Annotated in this window: 17 protein-coding genes; 11 read left to right on the top strand and 6 right to left on the bottom strand. The window is 71.8% G+C overall.

Annotated elements, in window-relative coordinates; genetic code table 11:
* The first annotated feature begins 146 nt into the window (after nt 1–146).
* The 7 genes from BM290_RS07815 to BM290_RS07785 all read left to right on the top strand — a co-directional run bounded on the left by BM290_RS07815 (nt 147) and on the right by BM290_RS07785 (nt 8,724).
* Nucleotides 147–1,322, top strand: coding sequence for an ROK family transcriptional regulator (locus BM290_RS07815; protein WP_093611537.1), 1,176 nt, complete (start codon nt 147–149; stop codon nt 1,320–1,322).
* A gap of 23 nt (nt 1,323–1,345) precedes the next feature.
* Nucleotides 1,346–2,662: an ABC transporter substrate-binding protein gene (locus tag BM290_RS07810; RefSeq protein ID WP_093611535.1), complete on the top strand. Its 1,317-nt coding sequence runs from the start codon at nt 1,346–1,348 to the stop codon at nt 2,660–2,662.
* A gap of 4 nt (nt 2,663–2,666) precedes the next feature.
* The gene (locus tag BM290_RS07805) at nt 2,667–3,593 is read left to right on the top strand and encodes a carbohydrate ABC transporter permease (protein ID WP_093611533.1); all 927 of its coding nucleotides are present in this window, start codon (nt 2,667–2,669) and stop codon (nt 3,591–3,593) included.
* Nucleotides 3,590–4,468, top strand: coding sequence for a carbohydrate ABC transporter permease (locus BM290_RS07800; protein WP_093611531.1), 879 nt, complete (start codon nt 3,590–3,592; stop codon nt 4,466–4,468). The genes BM290_RS07805 and BM290_RS07800 overlap by 4 nt, the downstream gene beginning before the upstream one ends.
* Complete coding sequence (locus tag BM290_RS07795; RefSeq protein ID WP_093611529.1) at nt 4,465–5,721, top strand: family 4 glycosyl hydrolase; 1,257 nt, start codon at nt 4,465–4,467, stop codon at nt 5,719–5,721. The genes BM290_RS07800 and BM290_RS07795 overlap by 4 nt, the downstream gene beginning before the upstream one ends.
* Nucleotides 5,718–6,698 carry an N-acetylglucosamine kinase gene (locus BM290_RS07790; RefSeq protein WP_093612401.1) on the top strand — a complete coding sequence of 327 codons (981 nt, stop codon included), beginning with the start codon at nt 5,718–5,720 and terminating at the stop codon, nt 6,696–6,698. Before BM290_RS07795 ends, BM290_RS07790 begins: the two co-directional genes overlap by 4 nt.
* Before the next feature lie 163 nt (nt 6,699–6,861).
* Nucleotides 6,862–8,724 (top strand): ricin-type beta-trefoil lectin domain protein, encoded by a 1,863-nt coding sequence (locus tag BM290_RS07785; RefSeq protein WP_093611527.1) that lies wholly within the window; start codon nt 6,862–6,864, stop codon nt 8,722–8,724.
* Nucleotides 8,725–9,011: 287 nt separating this feature from the next.
* Here the strand turns inward: BM290_RS07785 and BM290_RS07780 are convergent, their stop codons facing one another.
* Nucleotides 9,012–9,980 carry an ArsR/SmtB family transcription factor gene (locus BM290_RS07780; protein ID WP_093611525.1) on the bottom strand — a complete coding sequence of 323 codons (969 nt, stop codon included), beginning with the start codon at nt 9,978–9,980 and terminating at the stop codon, nt 9,012–9,014.
* A 62-nt stretch (nt 9,981–10,042) separates the two neighbouring features.
* On the opposite strand from BM290_RS07780, the gene BM290_RS07775 reads away from it, so the two are divergent.
* Entirely contained in the window at nt 10,043–11,242 is a 1,200-nt protein-coding gene (locus tag BM290_RS07775) for an MFS transporter (protein WP_244903889.1), read from the top strand.
* A gap of 73 nt (nt 11,243–11,315) precedes the next feature.
* On the opposite strand, the gene BM290_RS07770 is transcribed toward BM290_RS07775, so the two are convergent.
* Nucleotides 11,316–12,254, bottom strand: a complete 939-nt coding sequence (locus tag BM290_RS07770; RefSeq protein WP_093611523.1) for an NADP-dependent oxidoreductase — start codon at nt 12,252–12,254, stop codon at nt 11,316–11,318.
* Nucleotides 12,255–12,325: 71 nt separating this feature from the next.
* On the opposite strand from BM290_RS07770, the gene BM290_RS07765 reads away from it, so the two are divergent.
* A complete protein-coding gene (locus BM290_RS07765) occupies nt 12,326–13,297 on the top strand; it encodes a GlxA family transcriptional regulator (protein WP_093612397.1) in 972 nt (323 codons plus the stop codon).
* A gap of 24 nt (nt 13,298–13,321) precedes the next feature.
* Here BM290_RS07765 and BM290_RS07760 read toward each other — a convergent pair whose 3' ends face one another.
* The 3 genes from BM290_RS07760 to chvE all read right to left on the bottom strand — a co-directional run bounded on the left by BM290_RS07760 (nt 13,322) and on the right by chvE (nt 16,714).
* Nucleotides 13,322–13,942: a hypothetical protein gene (locus BM290_RS07760; RefSeq protein WP_093611521.1), complete on the bottom strand. Its 621-nt coding sequence runs from the start codon at nt 13,940–13,942 to the stop codon at nt 13,322–13,324.
* A gap of 70 nt (nt 13,943–14,012) precedes the next feature.
* Nucleotides 14,013–15,590, bottom strand: a complete 1,578-nt coding sequence (locus BM290_RS07755; protein ID WP_239143245.1) for a methyl-accepting chemotaxis protein — start codon at nt 15,588–15,590, stop codon at nt 14,013–14,015.
* 29 nt (nt 15,591–15,619) lie between these two features.
* Nucleotides 15,620–16,714, bottom strand: a complete 1,095-nt coding sequence (chvE, locus tag BM290_RS07750; RefSeq protein ID WP_275413083.1) for a multiple monosaccharide ABC transporter substrate-binding protein — start codon at nt 16,712–16,714, stop codon at nt 15,620–15,622.
* A 179-nt stretch (nt 16,715–16,893) separates the two neighbouring features.
* On the opposite strand from chvE, the gene BM290_RS07745 reads away from it, so the two are divergent.
* Nucleotides 16,894–19,524, top strand: a complete 2,631-nt coding sequence (locus tag BM290_RS07745; RefSeq protein WP_143133656.1) for a GGDEF domain-containing phosphodiesterase — start codon at nt 16,894–16,896, stop codon at nt 19,522–19,524.
* Between the two features lie 137 nt (nt 19,525–19,661).
* Here BM290_RS07745 and BM290_RS07740 read toward each other — a convergent pair whose 3' ends face one another.
* Complete coding sequence (locus tag BM290_RS07740) at nt 19,662–20,345, bottom strand: HAD family hydrolase (RefSeq protein WP_093611515.1); 684 nt, start codon at nt 20,343–20,345, stop codon at nt 19,662–19,664.
* 181 nt (nt 20,346–20,526) lie between these two features.
* Between BM290_RS07740 and BM290_RS07735 the strand changes: the two genes are divergently transcribed.
* Entirely contained in the window at nt 20,527–21,702 is a 1,176-nt protein-coding gene (locus tag BM290_RS07735; RefSeq protein ID WP_093611513.1) for an ROK family transcriptional regulator, read from the top strand.
* Nucleotide 21,703: the final 1 nt, after the last annotated feature.

Raw genomic sequence — 21,703 nt, 5'->3', positions numbered from 1 at the left:
GGAACGAGGGGTGGCGCGCGCGTTGGGGACGGACTCTACGACTGTTAAGTAGCTTTATCAATGTTTGCTGATGGGGCTTGACGCAGACAATGCCGTGGCACAGGATGAGGCAACTGTTAAACACTTTGCCTATTACCGGAGGTCCGATGGCGCGGCTGGCCGGCTCGTCCAAACTGCTGCGGGCCATGAACGAGAGCGCGGCCCTGGAGCTGCTTCTCGAACCGGGCAACCTCACCCGGGCCGACCTCCGCAAGCTCACCGCGCTGTCCACGCCGACGATCTCCGAGGTGCTGCGCCGCCTGACCGAGGCCGGGCTGGTCGACGTCGTCGGGCACGCCAGCGGCCGGCCGGGACCGAACGCCGAGATCTATGCGGCCAACCCGGACGCGGCCTACGCCGTCGCCGTCTCGGTGCGTGACGTCGGGACCAGCGGCACCCCGTCGGTGGTGGCCGCGCTCTGCGATCTCACCGGTGCGGTCCGGTCCCGGTTCGAGTCGCGTGTCGACTTCCTCGGCGCCGACCCGGTGGCCGTGATCGCCGAGCTGGCCGGCCGGCTGCGCGAGCAGGCCGGCGTGGAGGCCGGGCTGATCCGGCACGTGCAGCTCGGAGTGCCGGGCTCCTACGACCCGCGCACCGACACGATCCGCCTGGTCGACGTGCCCGGCTTCGACCGGCCCGGCCTGCGGTCCGCGATCGCCGCCGCGCTCGGCACCGAGGTCGGCGTGGACAACGACGTGAACCTGGCCGCGGTGGCCGAGCGGCGGCGCGGCGCGGGCCGGGACGCGGAGAACTTCGCGCTGCTCTGGATCGGCCAGGACGGCCTCGGTCTGGCCATCGACATCAACGGCACGCTGCTGCGCGGCACCCGCGGGGGCGCCGGCGAGATCGGGTACGTGCCGCTCTACTCACCCGACTCCCCGCACCGCAAGCTCGACCTCCAGGACCTCTTCGGCGGCGCCGCGATCATGGAGCTGGCCCGGGACAACGGCGTCACCGGAGGCACCCCGGCCGAGGTGGTCGCCGCGGCTGCCGCGTCCGGAGCCGAGGACTTCGTCGACACCCTCGCCGACCGGATCGTGGTCGGCCTGGCCGCGGTCACCGCCATTCTCGACCCCTACCTCGTGGTGCTCGCCGGCCCGATCGCCCAGGCCGGCGGCGACACCCTGCTCACCGCGGTGAACCACGCGTTCCGGCGGGCCGCCCCGCTGGAGAGTTCGTTCGCCGTCACCACCATCGAAGACGACGCGGTGCTGGTCGGCGCTCTCGACGCCGGTCTCGCCGCGGTCCGGCAAGCCTTGATCACCGCCGTTCGGGACAGCTAGTCCCCATGTGAAAGGCCGGAACAGTGAACAAACGGATACCCCGTGCCCTTTTTGCCCTGGTAAGTGCTGGTCTACTGGTCGCGGGTTGCACGCCCGCACCGAAGGAGAACAAGATCGCCGACCCCGGGACCGCCGTCTCCGGAACAGTCGAACTCTGGCACTTCTTCACCGAGCGCGAGGCCGCGGCCATCGACGACGTGCTCAAGGACTTCTCGGCCGGCCACCCGAACATCAAGGTCACCGTCAAGCCGGGACAGGACGACTCCAAGGTCACCCAGGCGATCGGGGCCGGGAACGGGCCGGACATCGGGCTGTCCTACTCGACCGACATCGTCGGCAAGTTCTGTTCGTCGGGCGCGTGGGTGGACCTCAACCCGTACATCGCCCGCGACAAGCTGGACCTCGACAAGCTCAACGCGACCACCCGGTCGTACACCGAGTTCGGCGGCAAGCGGTGCGCCATGCCGTTCCTCGCCGACGCGTACGGCATGTACTACAACAAGGACCTGTTCGCGAAAGCCGGCCTGACCACACCGCCGAAGACCCTCGACGAGCTGACCGAGTACGCCAAGAAGCTCACCGTCCGCAACCCGGACGGCTCGCTGAAGACCGTCGGGTTCCTGCCGCTCTACGACTTCTACGAGAACGCGGCGGCCCACCTCGCCCCGGCCACCGGCGCCAAGTGGCTGACCGCCGACGGAAAGAGCGCGGTCGGCGCCGACCCCGGCTGGAAGACCCTGCTGACCTGGCAGAAGAACCTCGTCGACTGGTACGGCTACGACGCGCTGACCAAGTTCAAGGCGAGTCTCGGTGACGAGTTCAGCGCCGACAACGCCTTCCAGAAGGGCCAGGTCGCGATCAACATCGACGCCGAGTACCGTCTCGCGTTCCTCTCCGACCAGAGCCCCGATCTGAAGTACGGGGTGGCGCCGATCCCGACCACCGACCCGGCCCGCTACGGCGGCGGCTACGTGACCGGCAACATCGTCGGCATCAGCAAGAACGCCAGGAACCCCGAGGCCGCCTGGGAGCTGATCAAGTACCTGACCACCGACGACAAGGCGGTCGTCAAACTGGCCGGCCTGCTGAAGAACGTGCCGACCACGACCACCGCGATCGCCGACCCGGGGCTCAACGCCGACCAGAACTTCAAGGCTTTCATCGACATCTTCAACAACCCGAACTCGATGACCTCGCCGCCGTCGAAGTCCGGTCCGGCCTACCAGGAGACCTTCGGGCAGTTCCTGACCGGCTACCAGTCGGGCAAGGTGGCCGACCTGAACCAGGGGCTGGCCGAGGCGGACAAGCAGATCAACAGCGTCATGTCGCTGGGCGGCTGACCAGGTGACCGGCACCTCCCTGCGCCGGGGCGCGACGACGTTCTCGTTCGTCGCGCCCGCGCTCCTCGGCATCGCGATCTTCTTCGTCTACCCACTGATCTCGGCGATCTACTTCTCGTTCACCGAGTTCGACCTGCTCTCCGTACCCCGATGGGTGGGTCCGGAGAATTATCGGCGGATGGCCGAGGACCCCTTCCTGCTCCAGGCGGTGCGCAACACGCTGTGGATGGTGGTGGTCTTCGTGCCGGTCCGCATCCTCGGCGCGATCGGCCTGTCGATGCTGCTCGTGCAGCTCAAGCGGGGCGCCGGGTTCTTCCGGACGATCTTCTACCTGCCCGCCCTGGTGCCGCCGGTGGCCGCCACCATCGCGTTCGTCTACCTGCTCAAGCCGGGCACCGGACCGGTCAACCACGTCCTCGAGATGATCGGCATCGACGGGCCGCTCTGGTTCAACTCGCCGGCCTGGGCCAAACCGTCGCTGGTGCTGCTCGGGCTGTGGGCGATCGGCGACCTGATGATCATCTTCCTGGCGGCGGTGCTCGGCGTCCCGGAGAGCCTGTACGAGGCCGCGTCGCTGGACGGCGCGAACGCCTGGCACAGGTTCCGGTCGATCACCCTGCCGACGATCCGCCCGGTGATCCTCTTCGCCGCGGTCACCGGCGTCATCTACACGCTGCAGTACTTCGACCAGGCCGCGGTGGCCGGCTCGATCGCCGGCGGCCAGGCCACCGTCGGCGCCGGGATCTCCCAGTCCTTCGGCTACCCGGAGGGCTCCACGTTCACGTATCCGCTGTGGCTCTACACGGTCGGCTTCCGGTACAGCGCGCTCGGCTACGCCAACGCCCTCGCCATCGTGCTCTTCGTGGTGGCGCTCGCGGTCACGGTGATCCTGCTGCGCCGTGCCAAGGCCTTCTCCGGGGAGGAATCGTGACGGTCACGCTCGAACGGCCGGTGGCGTCGGCGCCCGCCACCCGGGCCGTCAAACGGCAGAACCGGCTCGCCTGGATCGCGCGGCACAGCATCGCCATCGCGCTGGCGATCATGTTCGTCACGCCGGTCGTCTATCTCGTCCTGCTCTCGCTGATGACCAGCGATCAGGCGCTCACCAGCGACTACTGGCCCAACACCTGGCACCCGGAGAACTACCTCCGGGTCTTCCGGGCCACCCCGCTGCCGCACTACCTGCTCAACACCGTGCTGTACGCGGTGACCGCCACCGTCCTCACCCTCGTGTCGAGCGTGCCCGCGGCGTACGCCCTCGCGAAGTTGCGGTTCCGTGGCCGCAACCTGATGTTCCTCGTGGTGATCTGCGTGATGATGCTGCCGCCGCAGGTGGTGACCGTCCCGCTGTACCTGATGTGGGCGCGCTACGGCCTGACCGGCTCGCTCGCCCCGCTGATCATCCCGGCGCTGTTCGGTGACGCGTTCTGCATCTTCCTGCTCCGGCAGTTCCTGCTGACCATCCCGGGCGAGTACCTCGACGCGGCCCGGGTCGACGGCTGCGGCGAGTGGCGGACCCTGCTGCGGGTGGTGCTGCCGATGGCCCGCCCCGGCATCGCGGCGGCCGGGCTGTTCCAGTTCTTCTACTGCTGGAACGACTACTACGGCCCGCTGCTCTACACCAGCGAGAACGAACAGTCGTGGACGCTCTCGCTCGGCCTGGCGTCGTTCCGGACCGTCCACCACGTCGACTGGAACCTGGTCACCGCGGCGACCGTGCTGGCCATGGCCCCACTGATCATCATCTTCTTCTTCGCCCAGCGCTCGTTCGTGCAGGGCATCACGCTGACGGGATTCAAAGGGTGAAAATCGCAGTCGTCGGAGGCGGATCGACCTACACGCCCGAGCTGGTCGACGGGTTCGCCCGGCTCGGCTCGACCGTCTCCGAACTGGTGCTGATCGACCCGGCCGCCGACCGGCTGGAGATCGTCGGGGCGTTCGCCGCCCGGATCCTCCGGCACTACGGGCACCATGGCCGGGTCACCTGGACGTCCGATCTGGACGCCGGGGTCACCGACGCCGACGCCGTCGTCATCCAGCTGCGCGTCGGCGGCCAGCAGGCACGCATCACCGACGAGACGTTCCCGCTCGACTGCGGCTGCGTCGGGCAGGAAACCACCGGGGCCGGCGGGCTGGCCAAGGCGCTGCGCACCGTCCCGGTGATCCTCGACGTCGCCGACCGCGTCCGCCGCCGGGCCAGGCCGGGCGCGTGGATCGTCGACTTCACCAACCCGGTCGGCATCGTCACCAGGGCGCTGCTGGACGCCGGGCACCGGGCGGTCGGTCTCTGCAACGTGGCGATCGGGTTCCAGCGGCGCTTCGCCGGTCACCTGGGCGTCGACCCGTCCGCGGTGGTCCTCGACCACATCGGCCTGAACCATCTGACCTGGGAGCGGGCGGCGCTGGTGGACGGCGTCGACCGGCTGCCCGGCCTGCTCGCGGATCACCTGCCCGAGATCGCTGATGAAGTGGACATCCCGGCCGCGGTGGTGGCGATGCTGGGCGCCGTGCCGTCCTACTACCTGTCCTACTTCTACCAGCACGACAAGCACGTGCGTGAATCGCGCGGCGCGAAGACCCGCGGCCGGCGTGTCGCCGAGATCGAGGCGACCCTGCTCGACATGTACCGGGACGTCACCCTCACCGAGAAACCCGCCCTGCTCGGCGAACGCGGCGGCGCCTACTACTCCGAAGCCGCGGTCGGGCTCCTCGCCTCCCTCGCCGGACTCGACGACACCTCGGTGCACTCGGTCAACATCCGCAACAACGGCACCCTCCCGTTCCTGCCGGCCGACGCCGTCATCGAGGTCTCGGCCCGGGCGGGCCTCGACGGGCCGGCGCCGCTTCCGGTCACCGCGTTGCCGCCCGATCTGGCCGCGTTGATCACCCACACCTGGGGGTACGAGGAACTGGCGCTCGACGCGGCCCTGCGAGGTGGACGTGACCGGGTCTACCGGGCGCTGCTCGCCCACCCGCTGATCGGGCAGCACGAGCAGGCCGACGCTCTCACCGACAAGCTCATCGCGGCCGGCCGTACCCACCTCGCGTGGGCCCGATGACCGCCCTGTACCTGGCGGTCGACGGCGGCAACTCGAAGACCGACGTGGTCCTCGGCGACACCGACGGCAAGGTGCTGGCCACCGTCCGCGGCGGCACGTCGTCACCGCACAACATCGGCCTGGACGGCACGATCGAGGTGCTCGGGGGGCTGATCGCCGCGGCCCGGGCCCAGGCGGGGCCGGCCGCCGACACGCCGATCGAGGCCGTCGCGGTCTACCTGGCCGGGGCCGACCTGCCGATCGAGGTGACCCGTCTGCACGAGGCGGTCACCGCGCAGCGCTGGGCCCGCCGCGCGCTCGTCGACAACGACTGCTTCGCCCTGCTCCGGGCCGGCACGCCGGCGCCGGACGCGGTCGCGGTGGTCTGCGGCGCGGGCACCAACTGCGTGGGGCGGGCCGCCGACGGCCGTACCGCCCGGTTCGTCGCCCTCGGCCCGATCTCCGGTGACTGGGGCGGCGGCCACGACCTGGCCGAGCACGCGCTGCGCGAGGCCGCTCGCGGCGAGGACGGCCGGGGCCGGCCCACCACCCTGTCGGCAGCGGTCGCCGCCCACTTCGGGCTGCCCACCGTCGAGGAGGTGAGCATCGCCCTGCACCTGGGCGACCTGTCCCGCGACCGGATCCCGGAACTCACCACGCTGCTGTTCGAGGCGGCCGCGGCCGGTGACGAGGTGGCGTCGGCGCTGGTCGGCCGTCAGGCGTCGGAGATCCTGGCGCAGCACCGGGCCGCCGCCACCCGGCTGGGGCTGCTGGCCGCCCCGCACGCCGTGGTGCTCGGCGGCGGGGTCCTGCAGGCCCGCATCCCGCAACTGCACGACGCGGTCGTCGGCGGGCTGCGCGCCCAGGCGCCGCTCGCCGACGTCACCGTGCTGGACACCCCGCCGGTGACCGGCGCCGCGCTGCTGGCCCTCGACACCCTGGACGCCGCCCCCGGCGCCGAGCCGATCCTGCGCGCCGCCCTGTCCGCCCCGGTGTAGCGTCCGCCGGCTCCGGGCGCCCGCGGCCGATGCGGTGTTTCACAGGTTTCCGTGGTTCCGCAACGGCCGGGGGAGCCCGCGTCATTGACTCGTCCCGATGGCGTGGGAAAGATTTCCGTTCAGTTTCTTTACGATTTCGACTGAGCGGAGAGGCCACCGCCGCATGACCCGTCCCCGTTTCACCGCCCTGGTAGCGGGCCTGCTCGCCACCGCCGGGCTCGCCGTCCCCCAGGCCGCGCAGGCCGCCCCCGCCGCGAGCGTGCAGGTGTGGTTCAGCTCCGAGTCACGCACCGCGGGCTACGAGCCGAAGAACGCCAACTGGTACACCAGCCCCGCCACCGGGCTGGCCGGCACGCCGTACCAGCTCAGCCGGCAGGCCGACCTCGCCACCACCGCTGCCGCCGGCGCCGCCACCATCACCGTCGACACCGATCAGAGGTTCCAGACCGTGCTCGGCGTCGGCTCCTCCCTGGAGGAGTCGACGATCTTCAACCTGGCCCGGATGAGCGCGGCCGGCCGTACCAGCGCGCTGCGCACCCTCGTCGACCCGGGCGCCGGCGCCGGCTTCAACGTCGCCCGGATCACCTTCGGCACCAGCGACTTCACCTCGCACGACTTCTACACCTACGACGACGGCGCCGCCGATCCGTCGCTGTCGCGCTTCTCCATCCAGCGCGACATCGACCACCGGATCATCTCCACGCTGCGCGAGGCGTTGACGATCAACCCGAACCTGAAGATCTTCGCGAGCGCGTGGTCGGCCCCGGCCTGGATGAAGAGCAGCAACTCGCTCATCACCGGCAGCCTGCTCGACCAGCACATCCCCACCCTGGCCGCCTACTACCGCCGATCGATCCAGGCGTACGCCGCACAGGGCATCCCGATCCACGGCCTGACCCTGCAGAACGAGCCGCTGTTCGAGCCCGCCGACTACCCGGGCATGCGGGTCACCGCCGACCAGGAACGGCGGCTCGCGATCGCGCTGCGTGCCGAACTCACCGCCAACGGGCTGGGCGCGACGAAGATCTGGGCGTTCGACCACAACTTCAGCGAGGGTCTCGCGTACGCCCAAGGGGTCCTCACCGCCGACGCGCGCTCCTCGGTCGACGGGATCGCCTTCCACGACTACGCCGGCGACCCGTCGGAGATGGCGGCCGTCAAGGCGCAGTACCCCGACAAGGACGTGCTGATGACCGAACGCTCCGTCTGGGGCACCGCGGGCGCCGACCGGATCGTCCAGTACTTCCGCAACCAGTCCACCCTCTACCAGGGCTGGGTCTCGATGCTCGACCAGAACCGCTCCCCGGAACGCTGGAGCGGCTCACCCGACCCGACGATGCTGGTGCAGAGCACGTCGAACCCCGACACGTTCTGGAAGACCCCCGACTTCAACATGGTCGCCCAGTTCTCCAAGTTCGTGCAGGCCGGCGCGAAACGCGTCGCCACCGGTTACGGCTCGGCCGGCACGGTCACCAACGTTGCCTTCGTGAACCCCGACAACTCCCTGGTCACCGTGGTCGTCAACCAGACCGCGTCGAACCAGGCCGTCACGCTGCGCGCCGGCGCCCGGCAGTTCACCAGCACCCTGCCGGCCAAGACCACCGCCACCTACGTGTGGGCCGGCGCGGGCGACGCGGGCGCCGGCCCGGCCCGCTCGGGCCCGATCACCGGCTTCGGGGGCAAGTGCGTCGACGTGCCCGGGGCGTCCTCGGCCAACGGCACCCAGGTGCAGCTCTGGACATGCAACGGCTCGACCGCCCAGACCTGGACCGTCGGCTCGGACGGCACGATCCGCGCCCTCGGCAAGTGCCTCGACGTCAACGCCGCGGCCGGCGTCAACGGCACGAAGGTCCAGATCTACGACTGCAACGGCACCGCGGCCCAGCAGTGGACCTCGGGTACCGACGGCACGCTGCGTTCCCTCGGCAAATGCCTGGACGCCACCGGGCCGTCCTCGGCCGACGGCACGAAGCTGCAGATCTGGGACTGCTTCGCCGGGGACAACCAGCGCTGGACCCTGCCGTGACGGGATCCTGATGCGTCGTGACCTGCCTGACGTCCGGCCGGCCGGACGCCAGGCAGGTCGAAGCCGGTTCCGTGTCCGGCCGTCCGTCAGGCAGGTCAGGAGCCTGTCCGGCGGTGCGGGCCTGACCTCGGGCGGGCCGGACTTCAGGCGGGCCGGACTTCAGGCGGGCCGGACCTCGGGCGGGCCGGACTTCAGGCGGGCCGGACTTCAGGCGGGCCGGACTTCAGGCGGGCCGGACTTCAGGCGGGCCGGACTTCAGGCGGGCCGGACCTCGGGCGGGCCGGACCTCAGGCGGGTGCGGACCCGGCCAGGAGGCGGTCGCCCAGCTCGGAGCGGCGGTAGAGGACCGAGCGGCCGTGTCTCGCCGAGACCAGCAGGCCAGCCGCTCGGAGGGCGCGGAGGTGCTGGTTCACCGCGGTGGTGGTGACGCCCAGACGGGTGGCCAGCTCGGTCGAGGAGGCGGGGGTGCCCAGGCGGGTCAGCAGGCCCGCCCGGTGGGCGCCGAGCAGGGCCGCCAGCGCGCCGGGGGCGGGCAGCGGCTCCGGCTCCCACAGGGTCGCCGAGCCACGCGCCAGGTAGATGATCATCGGGGGCTCGCCGGCGGAGATCGGGGCGGCCACCGCGGGGGTCCACATCGTCGGGACCAGGGTCAGGCCACCCAGGGTCGGGCGGGTGTAGTGGACGTCCGAGTGCAGGCGGACCTCGACGGTGTCGCCGGTCATCGTCACCCGCTCGGACAGGCCGGCGAACATCCTGGCCAGGCCGTGCTGGGCGATCTCCCGGCCGCGGAAGGTGACGTCGGCCTCCAGCAGGGCACGCATCCGCGGCCAGTGGGCGGCGAAGCAGAGGTCCCAGTATCCGGCCAGGGCGGCGACCATCCGGGGCAGCGCGCCGGGCTCGCGCCACGGCGGCGGGATGCGCTCGTCGGCGTGGTAGAGCAGCCGCAGGTTGCGGTGGACGACGTCGGGTGGGGTGGCGGCGATCGCGGCCAGCTCGTCGTCGAGGCGGGTCAGCGGGGACCGCGGCGGCGGGGTCAGGAAATCCGGTGTGGACAGCCGCTCGTCGATCAGCGCCAGCAGCATCTCGGTGTCGAGGGCCGGCCGGGCCTGCTGCATACGGCGGATCCACGGCAGGTGGACCGGGAACCGGCCCGGGTCACGCCAGCTGCGCAGGGACAGCACCAGCTCGTTGAGCGGCGACACGGCGAACCGGACGCTCGCCAGGTCGGGGCCGACCAGCCTGTATCGCACCGGCATGAAGCAGAACGCTACATCAATCGCGGGGTACGGCCCGCCCCGGTCAACTGGTGCGCGTGCCTGTGAAACGAGTTCTGACCTGGGCCACCGTGGCCACCTCGACGGCCAAGGGGGTGATGTTCAGCGTCAGCGCGCTGTTCTTCACCACCGTGGCCGGGATCAGTCCGGCGACCGTGGGGGTGGGGCTGACCATCGCCGGGGGCGGGGGAGTGGTGACCGCGTTCGCGGCCGGGCGTCTCTGCGACCGGTTCGGGCCGCGGCGGGTGCTGCTGCTCGCGGCCACGGCACAGGGCGCGGCGCTCGCGGCGTACTGCCTGACCCGCGACGCTGCCACGTTCGTGCTGGTCGCGTGCGTGGCGGTCGGCGCCGAGAGTGTGCAGCGGACCGCTCACGTCGCGCTGCTGGCCCGCGCGTTCACCGGGCCGGACCGGGTCGGCGTACGGGCGTGGCTGCGCGTGGTGGACAACGTGTCCATCGCGGCCGGCTCCGGGGTGGCGGCAGTGGCGCTGGCGGTGGGGAGCCGGCCCGCGTACGTGACAGCGGTACTGTTCGCGGCCGTACTCATCCTGGTCGCTCTGGTGCCCCTGCGGGCTCTGCCCGTGCTCGCCGGGGAGGGCGGTGACCGGCCGGTGGGGGGCGGCCGGGCGCCGCTCGGTGATCGTCGCTATCTGACGGCGACCGCGCTGCACGCCGTGGTGAGCATGCAGTTCCTGCTGCTCACCGTGGGGATGCCGCTATGGGTGACCGGTCATACGCCGGCGCCGGACGTGACAGTGGCGCTGCTGCTGTTGCTCAACACCGCGCTGGTGTCGTCCCTGCAGGTCTGGTCGACCCGGCTGGTCACCGGCGTGCCGTCGGCGGGCCGGGCGGTCCTGCTCGGCACGGTCCTGCTCCTGCTGGCCTGCCTGGGCTACGCGGCGGCCGGATATCCGGGCGGCGCCGGGTTCGCGATGGCGCTGCTGGTGGCGGCGGTCGTGGCGCACAGCCTCGGCGAGATCGTCACCGAGACCGGCGGCTGGGAGCTGGCGTTCGAGTGGGCCGACCCGGCCGCGTCCGGCGCCTACCAGGGCGTCAGCCAGGCCGGTGTCGCCATCGGCCGGGCCGTCGCCCCGGTGGTGGTCACGTCGACCGCCGTCGCCTTCGGCCTGCCGGGCTGGCTCCTGCTCGGCGGCGTCTTCGTGGCCGCCGGCGCCGGAACCCACGCGCTGACCGCAGCGCGATGGTCACCGAAATCCCGGCCGGCGCCGGAAGCGGCGCGGTGACCGCAGCGCGATGGTCGCCGGAATCCCGGCCGGTGCCGGAAGCGGCGCGGTGACCGCAACCCGGCGGAGGGGGTCAGGCCGCGTCGGTGGTGAGGACGATCTTGCCGGTTACGCGGCCGGTCTCGCTCAGCTCGTGGGCCTTCGCGGCCTCCGCCAGCGGCAGCGACGCCTCGACGAGGACCCGCAGCCGGCCGGTCCGCACCAGGTCGGCCAGGGCGAGCAGGCCGGCCCGGTCCGGTTCGACGAGCAGGAAGCCGGCGCGGACGCCGAGTTCCGCGGCGGGGGCCACGAGGTGCTGTTCGGCGGGGGAGTTCAGCGACACCAGGATGCCGCCGGGCTTCAGGACCCGCAGGCAGCGTGGGCCGTCCGCGCCGCCGATCGGGTCGATCACCACGTCGACCGGGTCGATCGCGCCGGTGAAGTCGACCGCCGTGTAGTCGATCACCTCGTCCGCGCCGAGGTCGCGCAGCAGGTCGTGCTTGGACGCCCGGGCGGTGCCGATCACGTACGCTCCCCGGGCCTTGGCGATCTGCACCGCGAGATGACCGACCCCGCCGGCCGCCGCATGGATCAGGACCCGCTGACCGGGCCGCACCTCGGCCCGGTCCACCAGCGCCTGCCAGGCGGTGAGGCCGGTGAGCGGCAGCCCGGCCGCGCGCACGTGGTCGAGGCCGGCGGGTTTGGCGGCGAAGTGGCGGGCCGGCCCGGTGACATAGTCGGCGTAGGCGCCGGCCGGACGCGGGAACCACGGCATGCCGAACACCTCGTCGCCGGGTTCGAACAGTGTCACACCGGCGCCGGCCTGCTCGACGACGCCGGAGACGTCCCAGCCGAGGACGAACGGCGGCTGTCCGAGGAACCCGCCGTGCGCCCGGGTCTTGGCGTCGACCGGGTTGAGGCCGGCCGCGTGGACCCGTACGAGGATCTCGGTGGGACCGGGGGACGGACGGTCCGCCGTGCTCTCGTGGAGAACCTCGGGACCGCCCAGCTGATCTTGAGTGATGACGCGCATGGGGAACAGCGTCGCGGGCACGGGCGTACCGAAACAGTGGCCTGAATGACGGGATGTGCAAAGATCTGGCCATGCATCGTGTCGTCGTCCTCGCCCTGCCCGGCGTCTACCCGTTCGAGATGGGGATCCCCAAGCGGGTCTTCGGCAGCGTGGTGGACAGCGCCGGCGCACCGCTCTACGAGGTGGTCACCGCGGGTCTCGGCGCCGGGCCGGTGCCCACCGCCGCCGACTTCGCCGTCACCGTCGAGCACGGGCCGGAGATCCTGGCCACCGCCGGCACCGTCGTGGTGCCCGCGCTGGAGCCGCTGGCGCCGATGTTCACCGACGGCGCCGTCAGCGACGAGCTCCGGGCCGCGCTCGCGCACCTCCGGCCGGGCACCCGCCTGGTGTCGATCTGCACGGGGGCGTATGTGCTGGCTGCGGCCGGGCTCCTCGACGGCCGGCCGGCCACCAACCACTGGTATTGCGCCGAGCACTTCCAGCGCCTGTTCCCGCGGATCGCGGTCGACCCGACGGTGCTGTTCGTCGACGACGGCGACGTGCTGACCTCGGCCGGCGCAGCCGCGGGCGTCGACCTGTGCCTGCACATCGTGCGCCGCGACCACGGCAGCGAGATCGCCAACGCGGTCGCCCGGCGCTGCGTGGTGCCGCCGTGGCGTGACGGTGGGCAGGCGCAGTACATCGAGCAGCCGGTCCCGGAGCACACCGAGACGTCGACGGCGCCGACCCGGGAGTGGGCGCTGCAGCGGCTGGACGAGCCGCTGAACCTGGCGGCGCTGGCCGGGCACGCCCGGATGAGCATCCGCACGTTCACCCGGCGGTTCCGGCAGGAGACCGGTGTCACGCCCGGGTCGTGGCTGATCAGCCAGCGCGTCGACCTGGCCCGGCACCTGCTGGAGACCACCGACCTGCCGGTGGAGCGGGTCGCCGAGCGGGCCGGCTTCGGCACGGCCGCCTCGTTCCGGATGCATCTGCGCACGGTCACCGGGGTCGGGCCGCACAGCTACCGGCGTACCTTCCGCCACGCCCCGGCGGCGGCGTAGCGCGCGGCGGGGCGACAAGCTGGATCAGGCCAGTTCGAGGCGGTACGAGTCGCCGCTGCGGTGGAAGCCGAGCCGCCCGTAGTAGGGGGCGCGCATGCCGGGCGGGGTGAGCACCACCCGGCAGCCGCGGTCGGTGAAGTAGCCGCTGCGCCGGAACACGAACTCGCCGGGGGTGAGGTCCCGGTACCGCTCGACCACGTAGTCCAGGTCGACCTGCGCGACCCCGTCGCCGGCGGTGTGGAACACGACCACCCCGGCCACCTCGTCGACGTGGACGATCAGGAAGGCCGCGGCGCCGGGGCGGGCCAGGTGGTCCGTACCGAATCCGGGGTTGAATCGCCTGATGTCCTCGTGGTGGGCGCGCAGCACGTGGAGCAGGAACGCGTCGTCGGTGCGGACCTCGACCACCTGGTAGACCTTGTCGTCGTGCCGGGTCGCCAGCATCCGCCACAGGTACCAGACGTTGATCACGGCGAGGACCACGTTGAGCCCCACCATCGGCCAGACGCCGACCGCCGCGTTGAAGCCGATCAGCACCAGGCAGCCGACCAGGTTCAGGGCGCGCAGCCGCAGCAGCCGGCTCTGCAGCAGGGACCAGACGAGCAGGGCCGAGCCCACCCATCCGATGACGTCGAGAAGTTCCACCCGGCCAGCGTAGAGCCGGCCGGGTGACCTCGAACTTCCCGGTATGTGGTACGGCGGTACGGCCCTCGTGCTATGCCCGGAAGCGCGCCACCAGGCCCTGGAGCTCGCGGGCCATCGAGCTGAGTTCGGTGATCGCCTGCTTCGACTGGGCCGCGCCGGCCGTGGTGATCTCCGACGAGGAGGCGAGCCCGGCGACCCCGGCCGCGATGTCGCCCGCGCCACCGGCGACCGCGGTGATGCCCCGGTTCATCTCGGCGGTCGTGGCGGTCTGCTCCTCCACGGCCGTCGCGATCGTCGCCTGGAAGTCGTTGATCTGCTCGATGACCGAGGTGATCTGGCTGATCGCCTCGACCGCGCCGGCCGTGTCCTGCTGGATGGCCGCGACCCGCCGGGTGATGTCCTCGGTGGCCCGCGCGGTCTCCTGGGCCAGGTCCTTGACCTCGGAGGCGACGACGGCGAAGCCCTTGCCGGACTCGCCGGCGCGGGCGGCCTCGATGGTGGCGTTGAGGGCGAGCAGGTTGGTCTGCTCGGCGATGCTGGTGATCGCGCCGACCACGGCGGCGATCTCGGCCGACGAGGTGCCCAGCTTGTCGATGTGCGTGCTGGTCGAGCGGGCGACCTCGACGGCCTGGCCGGCCACCTCGGCGGCCCGGGCGGTGCTGTGCGCGATCTCCCGGATCGACTCGGCCATCTCGGCCGCGCCGGCCGCCACCGCGCTGACGTTCGTGGACACCGACTCGGCGGTGCCGGAGACGGTCCGGGCCTGCTGCGACGAGCCGAGCGCCGCGTCGGCGATGCTGCCGGCGGTGGCGGTCATGTCGTCGGCGGCGGTCGACAGCGCCTTCGCCGACGCCGCGGCCTGCGCGACGACCGTACGCATGTTGCCCTGCGCCTCGTCCAGGGCCCGCGCCATCTGGCCCATCTCGTCGCGGGAGGTGACGTCGGTGCTGACCGTCAGGTCGCCCTCGGCCATCGCCTTGAGCGCGGTGCGCACCCGCTGCAGCGGCCGGGTGATCGAGGTGACGATGATCCGGGCCAGCAGGCACAGCACGATGATCGCGGCGAGCGCCGTGGCGAGCAGGATCATCTGCGCCTGGTCACGGCTGGCCGTCGCGTCCGCGCTGGCCTTGGTGATGGTGGCGGCGAACAGCGTGCGCTCGTTCTCCAGCACCGCGCTGGTCAGGTAGTTGTCGACGTCGATCTGCTCCCACGCCAGGCGGGCCTGGCCCTGTTCGGCCACCGCCCCGGCGACGAATCGCTCGATCACCTTGCCGTAGTCGTCGTAGACGGCCCGGATCCGCCCCACCGAGGCGGTCAGCTCGCCGGGCAGCGCCATGCCCTCGAGTTCCTTCAGCAGCTTCTGCGCCTCGCCCAGCCGGGTCTTGAGCAGCGCCGTCTGGTCCGCCGGGGTGTCCCGGGTGATCGACTGCAGGCCGTCCACCTTGAGGGCGCTGGCCGTCTGGTCCAGCCGGAGCACCTTGGCGCTGGCCAGGTTCAGGACGGCAAGTTCGTCGGCGGTACGGTCGGCGAGCCGGTTGTTGTAGAGCGTCACGCCGACACAGGTGCCGACGGCGAGCAGGCCGGAGGCGACCAGGGCGGTCAGTTTGGTGCTGACCGAGGCGTCGCTGAGCATGGTGCGGTAGGACATGTCGGGGTCCTCTTCGTCTCGGCCGGGCGTCAGGAGGCGACCTGGGCGGCGGTGTAGTAACCACCGTCGACGAGGACGCGTTCGAGGTTGGACCGGTCCACGTTCACCGGCTGCAGCAGGAAGGTCGGCACGACCTCGACACCGTTGTGGTACTGCTCGGTGTCGTTGACCATCGGCTTCTCGTCGACCAGCAGCGCGTTGGTCATCTGCACCGCGACCTTGGCCAGCTCACGGGTGTCCTTGTAGACGGTCTCGGTCTGCTTGCCGGCGGAGATCAGCTTCACCGAGTCGAGTTCGGCGTCCTGACCGGTGATCACCGGCAGCCGCTTGCTCTTCGACCCGTACCCGGCGTTTTCCAGCGCGGTCAGGATGCCGCGGCTGAGGCCGTCGTAGGGCGACAGGACGGCGTCCACCCGGGCCGACCCGTAGGTGCCGCTCAGCAGGCGCTCCATCCGCTTCTGCGCCACGGCGCCGTCCCACCGCATCGTGGCCACCTGCTCGAACCCGGTCTCGCCGCTGCGAACCTTCAGGCGACCCGAGGAGATGTACGGCTTCAGCACGCTCATCGCCCCGTTGAAGAAGAACGTGGCGTTGTTGTCGTCCGGAGAGCCGGCGAAGAGCTCCAGGTTGTACGAGCCACCGCCGCTCCTGAGCTTCAGCGCGTCCACGATCGCCCCGGCCTGCTGGACGCCCACCTTGAAGTTGTCGAAGGTGGCGTAGTAGTCGACGTCGCCGCTGTCGCGGATCAGCCGGTCGTAGGCGATCACCGGGATGTCCGCGGCGGCCGCCTTGGCCAGCACACCCTTGAGCGCGGTTCCGTCGATCGCGCCGATGACGAGCGCGCGCACCTTGTGGTCGACCATCTGCTCGATCTGGTCGATCTGCTTCTGCACGTCGTCCTCGCCGTACTGCATCTCGGTCCGGTAGCCCAGCAGCTCGAACTGGCGCACCATGTTCTCGCCGTCGGCGATCCAGCGCTCCGAGGTCGTCGTCGGCAGGGCCAGGCCGACCGTGCCCCGTTCCGTGGCCGGGGCCGCGGCCGGCTCGGCGCCGTCGTCACAGCCGCTCGTGGTGATCAGCACCGCCGCCACAGCCGTACATGCCACCCACCGTCGTGCCAGCACCGATTCTCCCCGTGGTCGTGAGGTCGGACCGATCCGGTCCCAGCACCGAGAATCGGCCGCCCAGGGCAGGTTCTTAACTGTCTGCTCCCGGCAATTCGCGGAGAGCGAATCGGTCGATGGAGTCATCGATCGGTCACGGGCGGTTAATAGATCGGGTTCGGATCCGTAGGATGTGCGCCATGAATGCCCTGCGGGCGGTGCGTGCGCCCGGGTTCGCCGTCCTCGTCGCGGTCTGCGCGCTGCCGGTCGCGGTACTGCTGCTGCCGCTGCTCGTGGCCGGTCCGTTGCTTGCCGCGGGTGTGCTGATCCCGGGCGCGATGATGGTGCGCGCGGGAGGCCGGGGCACCGCCGCCGGTCCACGTTTCCGGGCCGTGGCCCTCGGCGCCGGACTGCTCCTCATCGGCGCCTCCTGGCTGGCCGGGGCGATCATCGCGACCGTCGCGCCGCACGCCACCACCGACGCGGGAGTCCCCGTCGCCGCGCGGTTCTGCCTGGTCGTCCTCGTGCTCGTCGTCCTGGTGATGCTGCCCGCGCTGCTGCGCCCGCATCAGCATCGCGACCCCATCGGCCGGCTGCGTGTCTGGCTGGACGCCATCGGCGTGTCCGCGTGCCTCATCCTGCCGTGCTGGCTGCTGATGTTGAGTGACGGCTTCCCGCCCGGACCCACCCCGCTCGCCGTCTTCCTCGGGGCGACCTCGACGGCGATCGCCGCGGCCGCCGGAGTCCACGCGGTCCGTCACCGGGCCGCCCTGCGCTGGACCGGACCCGGCGTCGCCCTGGCTCTGATCTGCCACACCGCGTTGATCATCGCGGTGGCCAATCCCGCCAACGGCGACTCGCCGCTCGCCGCGATGGCGGCGGGCGTCGCGGTCAACCTCGCGGCCTGGACGATGTGGTGGGGCAGCGTCCGGGTGCAGCCCGACTCCGGCCCGCCGGTCCCCGCCGGAAGCGAGCCGGCGGCCGGGTTCCCGCTGTTCGCCCTGCCGGTCCTGGGTTCGGCCGTGGCCGTCGTGGCCCGCCTCGTGCACGGCGGCGACATCGACTCCACCGCGATCGTCCTGGGGGCGATCGCCCTGCTGGCGGTGGCCGCCCGCGAGTTCGTCTCGGCCATCGCCCTGCGGCGGCACGCCGACCTGCTGACCCACCACGGCAACCGGCTGCGCAGCCTGATGTTCGGCTCGTCCGACGTGGCCATGGTCCTCGACACCGGCCTGGCCGTCTGCTGGCAGTCCCCGGCCGCGGCCCGGCTCTTCGGCCTCTCCGACCAGGACGTGCTCGGCCGCCCGATCACCTCGCACCTGCTCGCCGAGCAGGCCGGCCCGGTCGGCGCGTTCCTCACCGAACGGCTCCACCAGGACCGGACCGACCTCGCCGACGCGCGCTCGATCTCGGCGCGGTTCCGCGACGGCTTCGGCCGCTGGCGCGACACCGAGTGGACCGCCGGCGGCGCCGACCCGGCGATGCCCGGCCGCAGCCTCGTGCTGCACATCCGCGACGTCACCGACCGGCGCGAGCTCGAGGAGGCGCTGCAGCAGGCGTCGCACCTGGACCCGCTGACCGGCCTGGCCACCACCCGCGGGCTGCGGCGGGCCGGGCCACCCGAGGGCGACGGCGGTGCCCTCGTCCTGCTGGAGCTCAGCGGTCTCACCGCGATCACCGACGTGCACGGCCCGGAACGCTCGGAGGCGGTCCTGGTCGAGGCGGCCCGCCGGGTCCGTACCCGGATCGGTGACACCGACGTCGCCGCCCGGGTCGGTGACGCTCGGCTCGCGGTGCTCACCCGCAACGGCGCGATCCGGGCGCATCTGCTCGCCAACCAGCTGGTCACGGTGCTGACCGCGGCGTACGAGCTGGACGGCGCGAGCGCACACCTGCAGGTCTGGGCCGGGCTCGCCGACGTGTGCCCGGACGCCGACATCGACGAGGTGCTGCGCCGCGCCGAACTGGGCCTGCGCGTGGCCCGGTCCCAGCCGCCCGGTGGCGTCGAGTGGTACGACGAGGTGATCGAGGAACGGCTGGTGCGCCGGTCGACCCTCGAACAGGATCTGCCGACCGCCGTCGACCGCAACGAGGTGGAGCTGCTCTTCCAGCCGGTCTTCGAACTCTCCGGCCGGCACCCGGTCGGTGTCGAGGCGGTGCTCAGCTGGCGGCATCCGGTGCTGGGCCGGCTGCCCTCCGACGAGCTGCTGGCGCTGGCCGAGGACCTCGGCGTGCTCGGCGACCTGCGCCGGTGGGCGCTGCGCCGCACGTGCCGTCAGATCGCGGCGTGGCGGCAGCGGTACCGTCCGCTCTGGTTCTCGTTCGGCGTACGGCCCGCGGAGCTCGGGGACGAGCTGTTCCACTCCGGGCTCGACGAGGCTCTGGAGGCGCATCGGCTGCCCCGGTCGTCGCTGGTCGTGGAGATCAGCGAGGACGACCTGCACCACGGGCCGGAAGCCGGTGAACGGCTCGCCGACCATCTGCGGCGGCTGCGGCGCAGCGACGTGCGTACCGCGGTGGGCCACTTCGGCGCCGGGCCCACCTCGCTGAGCCGGCTACGGGTCCTCCCGGTCGACGTGCTGAAGGTGGACCGGGCGGTGTTCACCCGGCCGGAGGACGCCCCGGCCGCGGCCGTCATGGACGTGGCGGTGATGCTGGGCCGCCGGCTCGGGCTGGACGTGATCGCCGACGGTCTGTCCACCGACGACGACCTGGAGACCGTCTACGCCACCGGCTGCCGTCTCGGTCAGGGCGACCTGCTGGGCCGGCCGATGCCGGCCGAGCACGTGGAGGCCCTGATCGAGCAGTCCCGCGACGCCTCACCCTCCTGAGCCGGCGGCTCAGCGGGGCGACGCCGGCCGCACGGCTCGACAGCACATGGCGGCCGCCCGGCCACGAAAGGCCGGGGCGGGCCGGGAGGGCGAGGTGGGCCGGGAGGGCGAGGCGGGCCGGGGGAGGGCGAGTCGGCTCAGGAGAGCAGGGCCGGCAGGGCGGACATGTCGGTGAAGATGTGGGTCGCGCCGGCGTCGAGCAGGGTGTCCGGGGTGTTGTGGGAGGGGCTGTCCGGCGGGCAGTAGCCGTAGACGGTGGCGCCGGCGGCCACGCCGGCGCGGACGCCGGTCGGGGTGTCCTCGATGACGGCGGCGCGGGCCGGGTCGACGCCGAGGTCGGCCGCGGCGGCCAGGTAGACGTCGGGCGCGGGCTTGCTGCGTGGCGTCTCCATCCCGCTGAAGATCCGGCCGGCGAAGACCGTGTCCAGGCCGACCTTGGTGAGCTGCAGCTCGACCTTGTGCCGGTCGGCGCCGCTGGCGCAGGCCAGGCTGCCACGGTAGATCCGGTCGATCTCGCGGGCCGCCGCGACCGCGCCGGGGATCGGCAGCAGGTCGAGGGTGAGGGCGTCGTTGCGGCGCTTGCGGAACTCGCCCAGCCACTGCTCGGTCACGGTGACACCGGTGTGCGCCTCGATGACCGGTGCCTCGTCGCGCAGCGCCCGCCCGACGAAGAGGCGGAAGCAGTCGGCCTCGGAGATCGGCCAGCCCAGCTCGTGCAGCATCGTCCGGAGCACGGCGTTGGTGATGGCCTCGGAGTCGACGAGCACCCCGTCGCAGTCGAAGAGCACGGCGTCGTACGGGAGAGCTGCGGAGTCCGGCATGCCGTGAGACTAAAGGCTTTTGCATGATCTGTCGAAAGTTTGATGTAGATCATGAAGAAGCTGTGGACAGTGGCAGCAATGGCTTCTACTGTGGCGCATGTAACACATCGACGAAACATAGATGTCACACCCGACGGGCTCGGGCACGCCCCGGCGTGCGGATATGAGGTCAACCGTGCGTATGACGATCGATCCCCCCTACCTGCAGCTGCTGCGCCTGCTGCGCAACGAGGGCGCCATCTCGCGGGCTGAGCTGGCCGATCGCCTGCAACTTCCCCGGCCCCGGCTGCTCGCCGAGGTCGAGCGCCTGGTCGCTCAGGGCTTCGTCGTCGAGGCCGGGATGGCCGCCTCCCGGGGCGGCCGGCGTTCCACCCTCGTCGAGCTGCACCCCCGGCTCCGGTTCGCGGCCGTCGATCTCGGGGCCAGCTCCATCGACGTGGAGGTCACCAACGGCCGCCTGGAACCGGTCGCCGCCTACACCGAGGAGGCCGACATCCGCTCCGGCCCGAAGGCCACCCTGCACCGGGTCAACGAGCTGCTCGCCAAGGCCCGCGTCGACGGCGCCTACGACCGGCTCGACGCGATCGGCATCGGCGTCCCGGGGCCGGTCAGCTTCCGCGACGGGGTGCCGGTCTCGCCGCCGATCATGCCGGGCTGGGACCGGTTCGGGGTGCGGGAGCTGCTGACCCGCGAGCACGGCTGCCCCGCGGTGGTCGACAACGACGTCAACATCATGGCCGTCGGCGAGCAGCACGGCGGGGTAGCGCACAGCGTGCAGGACTTCCTGTTCGTCAAGGTCGGCACCGGCATAGGGTGCGGGATCTACCTCAACGACGAGGTCTACCGCGGCACCGACGGATGCGCCGGCGACATCGGCCACATCCAGGTCGACCCGCACGGCCCGATGTGTTCGTGCGGCAACGTCGGCTGCCTGGAGGCCCTGTTCAGCGGGACCGCGCTGGCCCGGGAGGCGCTGGTCGCGGCCCGCTCCGGCGCGTCGCAGGCGCTCGCCGACCGGCTCGCCGCCAACGGCACTCTCACCGCCCGGGACGTCGCCGTGAGCGCGGCCGAGGGCGACGTCGCCTGCATCAAGCTGATCCGCGAGGGCGGGCACCGGATCGGCTCGGTGCTGGCGTCGCTGGTCAGCTTCGTCAACCCGTCGATGATCGTGATCGGGGGAGGGCTCGCGCAGCTGGGCCACATCCTGCTCGCCGAGATCCGCAGCGCCGTCTACCGCCGGTCGCTGCCGCTGGCCACCGGCAACCTGCCGATCGTCCTCTCCGAGCTGGGCTCGCGCGCCGGGGTCACCGGCGCGGCGGTGCTGGCCAGCGACGTCGCCTTCGAGCAGGCGTCATGAC

The sequence above is a fragment of the Actinoplanes philippinensis genome (assembly GCF_900113015.1).
GTDB classification, from domain to species: domain Bacteria; phylum Actinomycetota; class Actinomycetes; order Mycobacteriales; family Micromonosporaceae; genus Actinoplanes; species Actinoplanes philippinensis.
Note: the sequence above shows the minus strand (reverse complement) of the source record. Positions and strands in the feature narration are given on the sequence as shown.

Coding starts and splice junctions, on each gene's coding strand:
- BM290_RS07815 (WP_093611537.1), top strand. CDS start 147: ATGGCGCGGCTGGCCGGCTCGTCCAAACTGCTGCGGGCCATGAACGAG.
- BM290_RS07790 (WP_093612401.1), top strand. CDS start 5,718: ATGACCGCCCTGTACCTGGCGGTCGACGGCGGCAACTCGAAGACCGAC.
- BM290_RS07785 (WP_093611527.1), top strand. CDS start 6,862: ATGACCCGTCCCCGTTTCACCGCCCTGGTAGCGGGCCTGCTCGCCACC.
- BM290_RS07780 (WP_093611525.1), bottom strand. CDS start 9,980: ATGCCGGTGCGATACAGGCTGGTCGGCCCCGACCTGGCGAGCGTCCGG.
- BM290_RS07770 (WP_093611523.1), bottom strand. CDS start 12,254: ATGCGCGTCATCACTCAAGATCAGCTGGGCGGTCCCGAGGTTCTCCAC.
- BM290_RS07765 (WP_093612397.1), top strand. CDS start 12,326: ATGCATCGTGTCGTCGTCCTCGCCCTGCCCGGCGTCTACCCGTTCGAG.
- BM290_RS07755 (WP_239143245.1), bottom strand. CDS start 15,590: ATGTCCTACCGCACCATGCTCAGCGACGCCTCGGTCAGCACCAAACTG.
- BM290_RS07745 (WP_143133656.1), top strand. CDS start 16,894: ATGAATGCCCTGCGGGCGGTGCGTGCGCCCGGGTTCGCCGTCCTCGTC.
- BM290_RS07740 (WP_093611515.1), bottom strand. CDS start 20,345: ATGCCGGACTCCGCAGCTCTCCCGTACGACGCCGTGCTCTTCGACTGC.
- BM290_RS07735 (WP_093611513.1), top strand. CDS start 20,527: ATGACGATCGATCCCCCCTACCTGCAGCTGCTGCGCCTGCTGCGCAAC.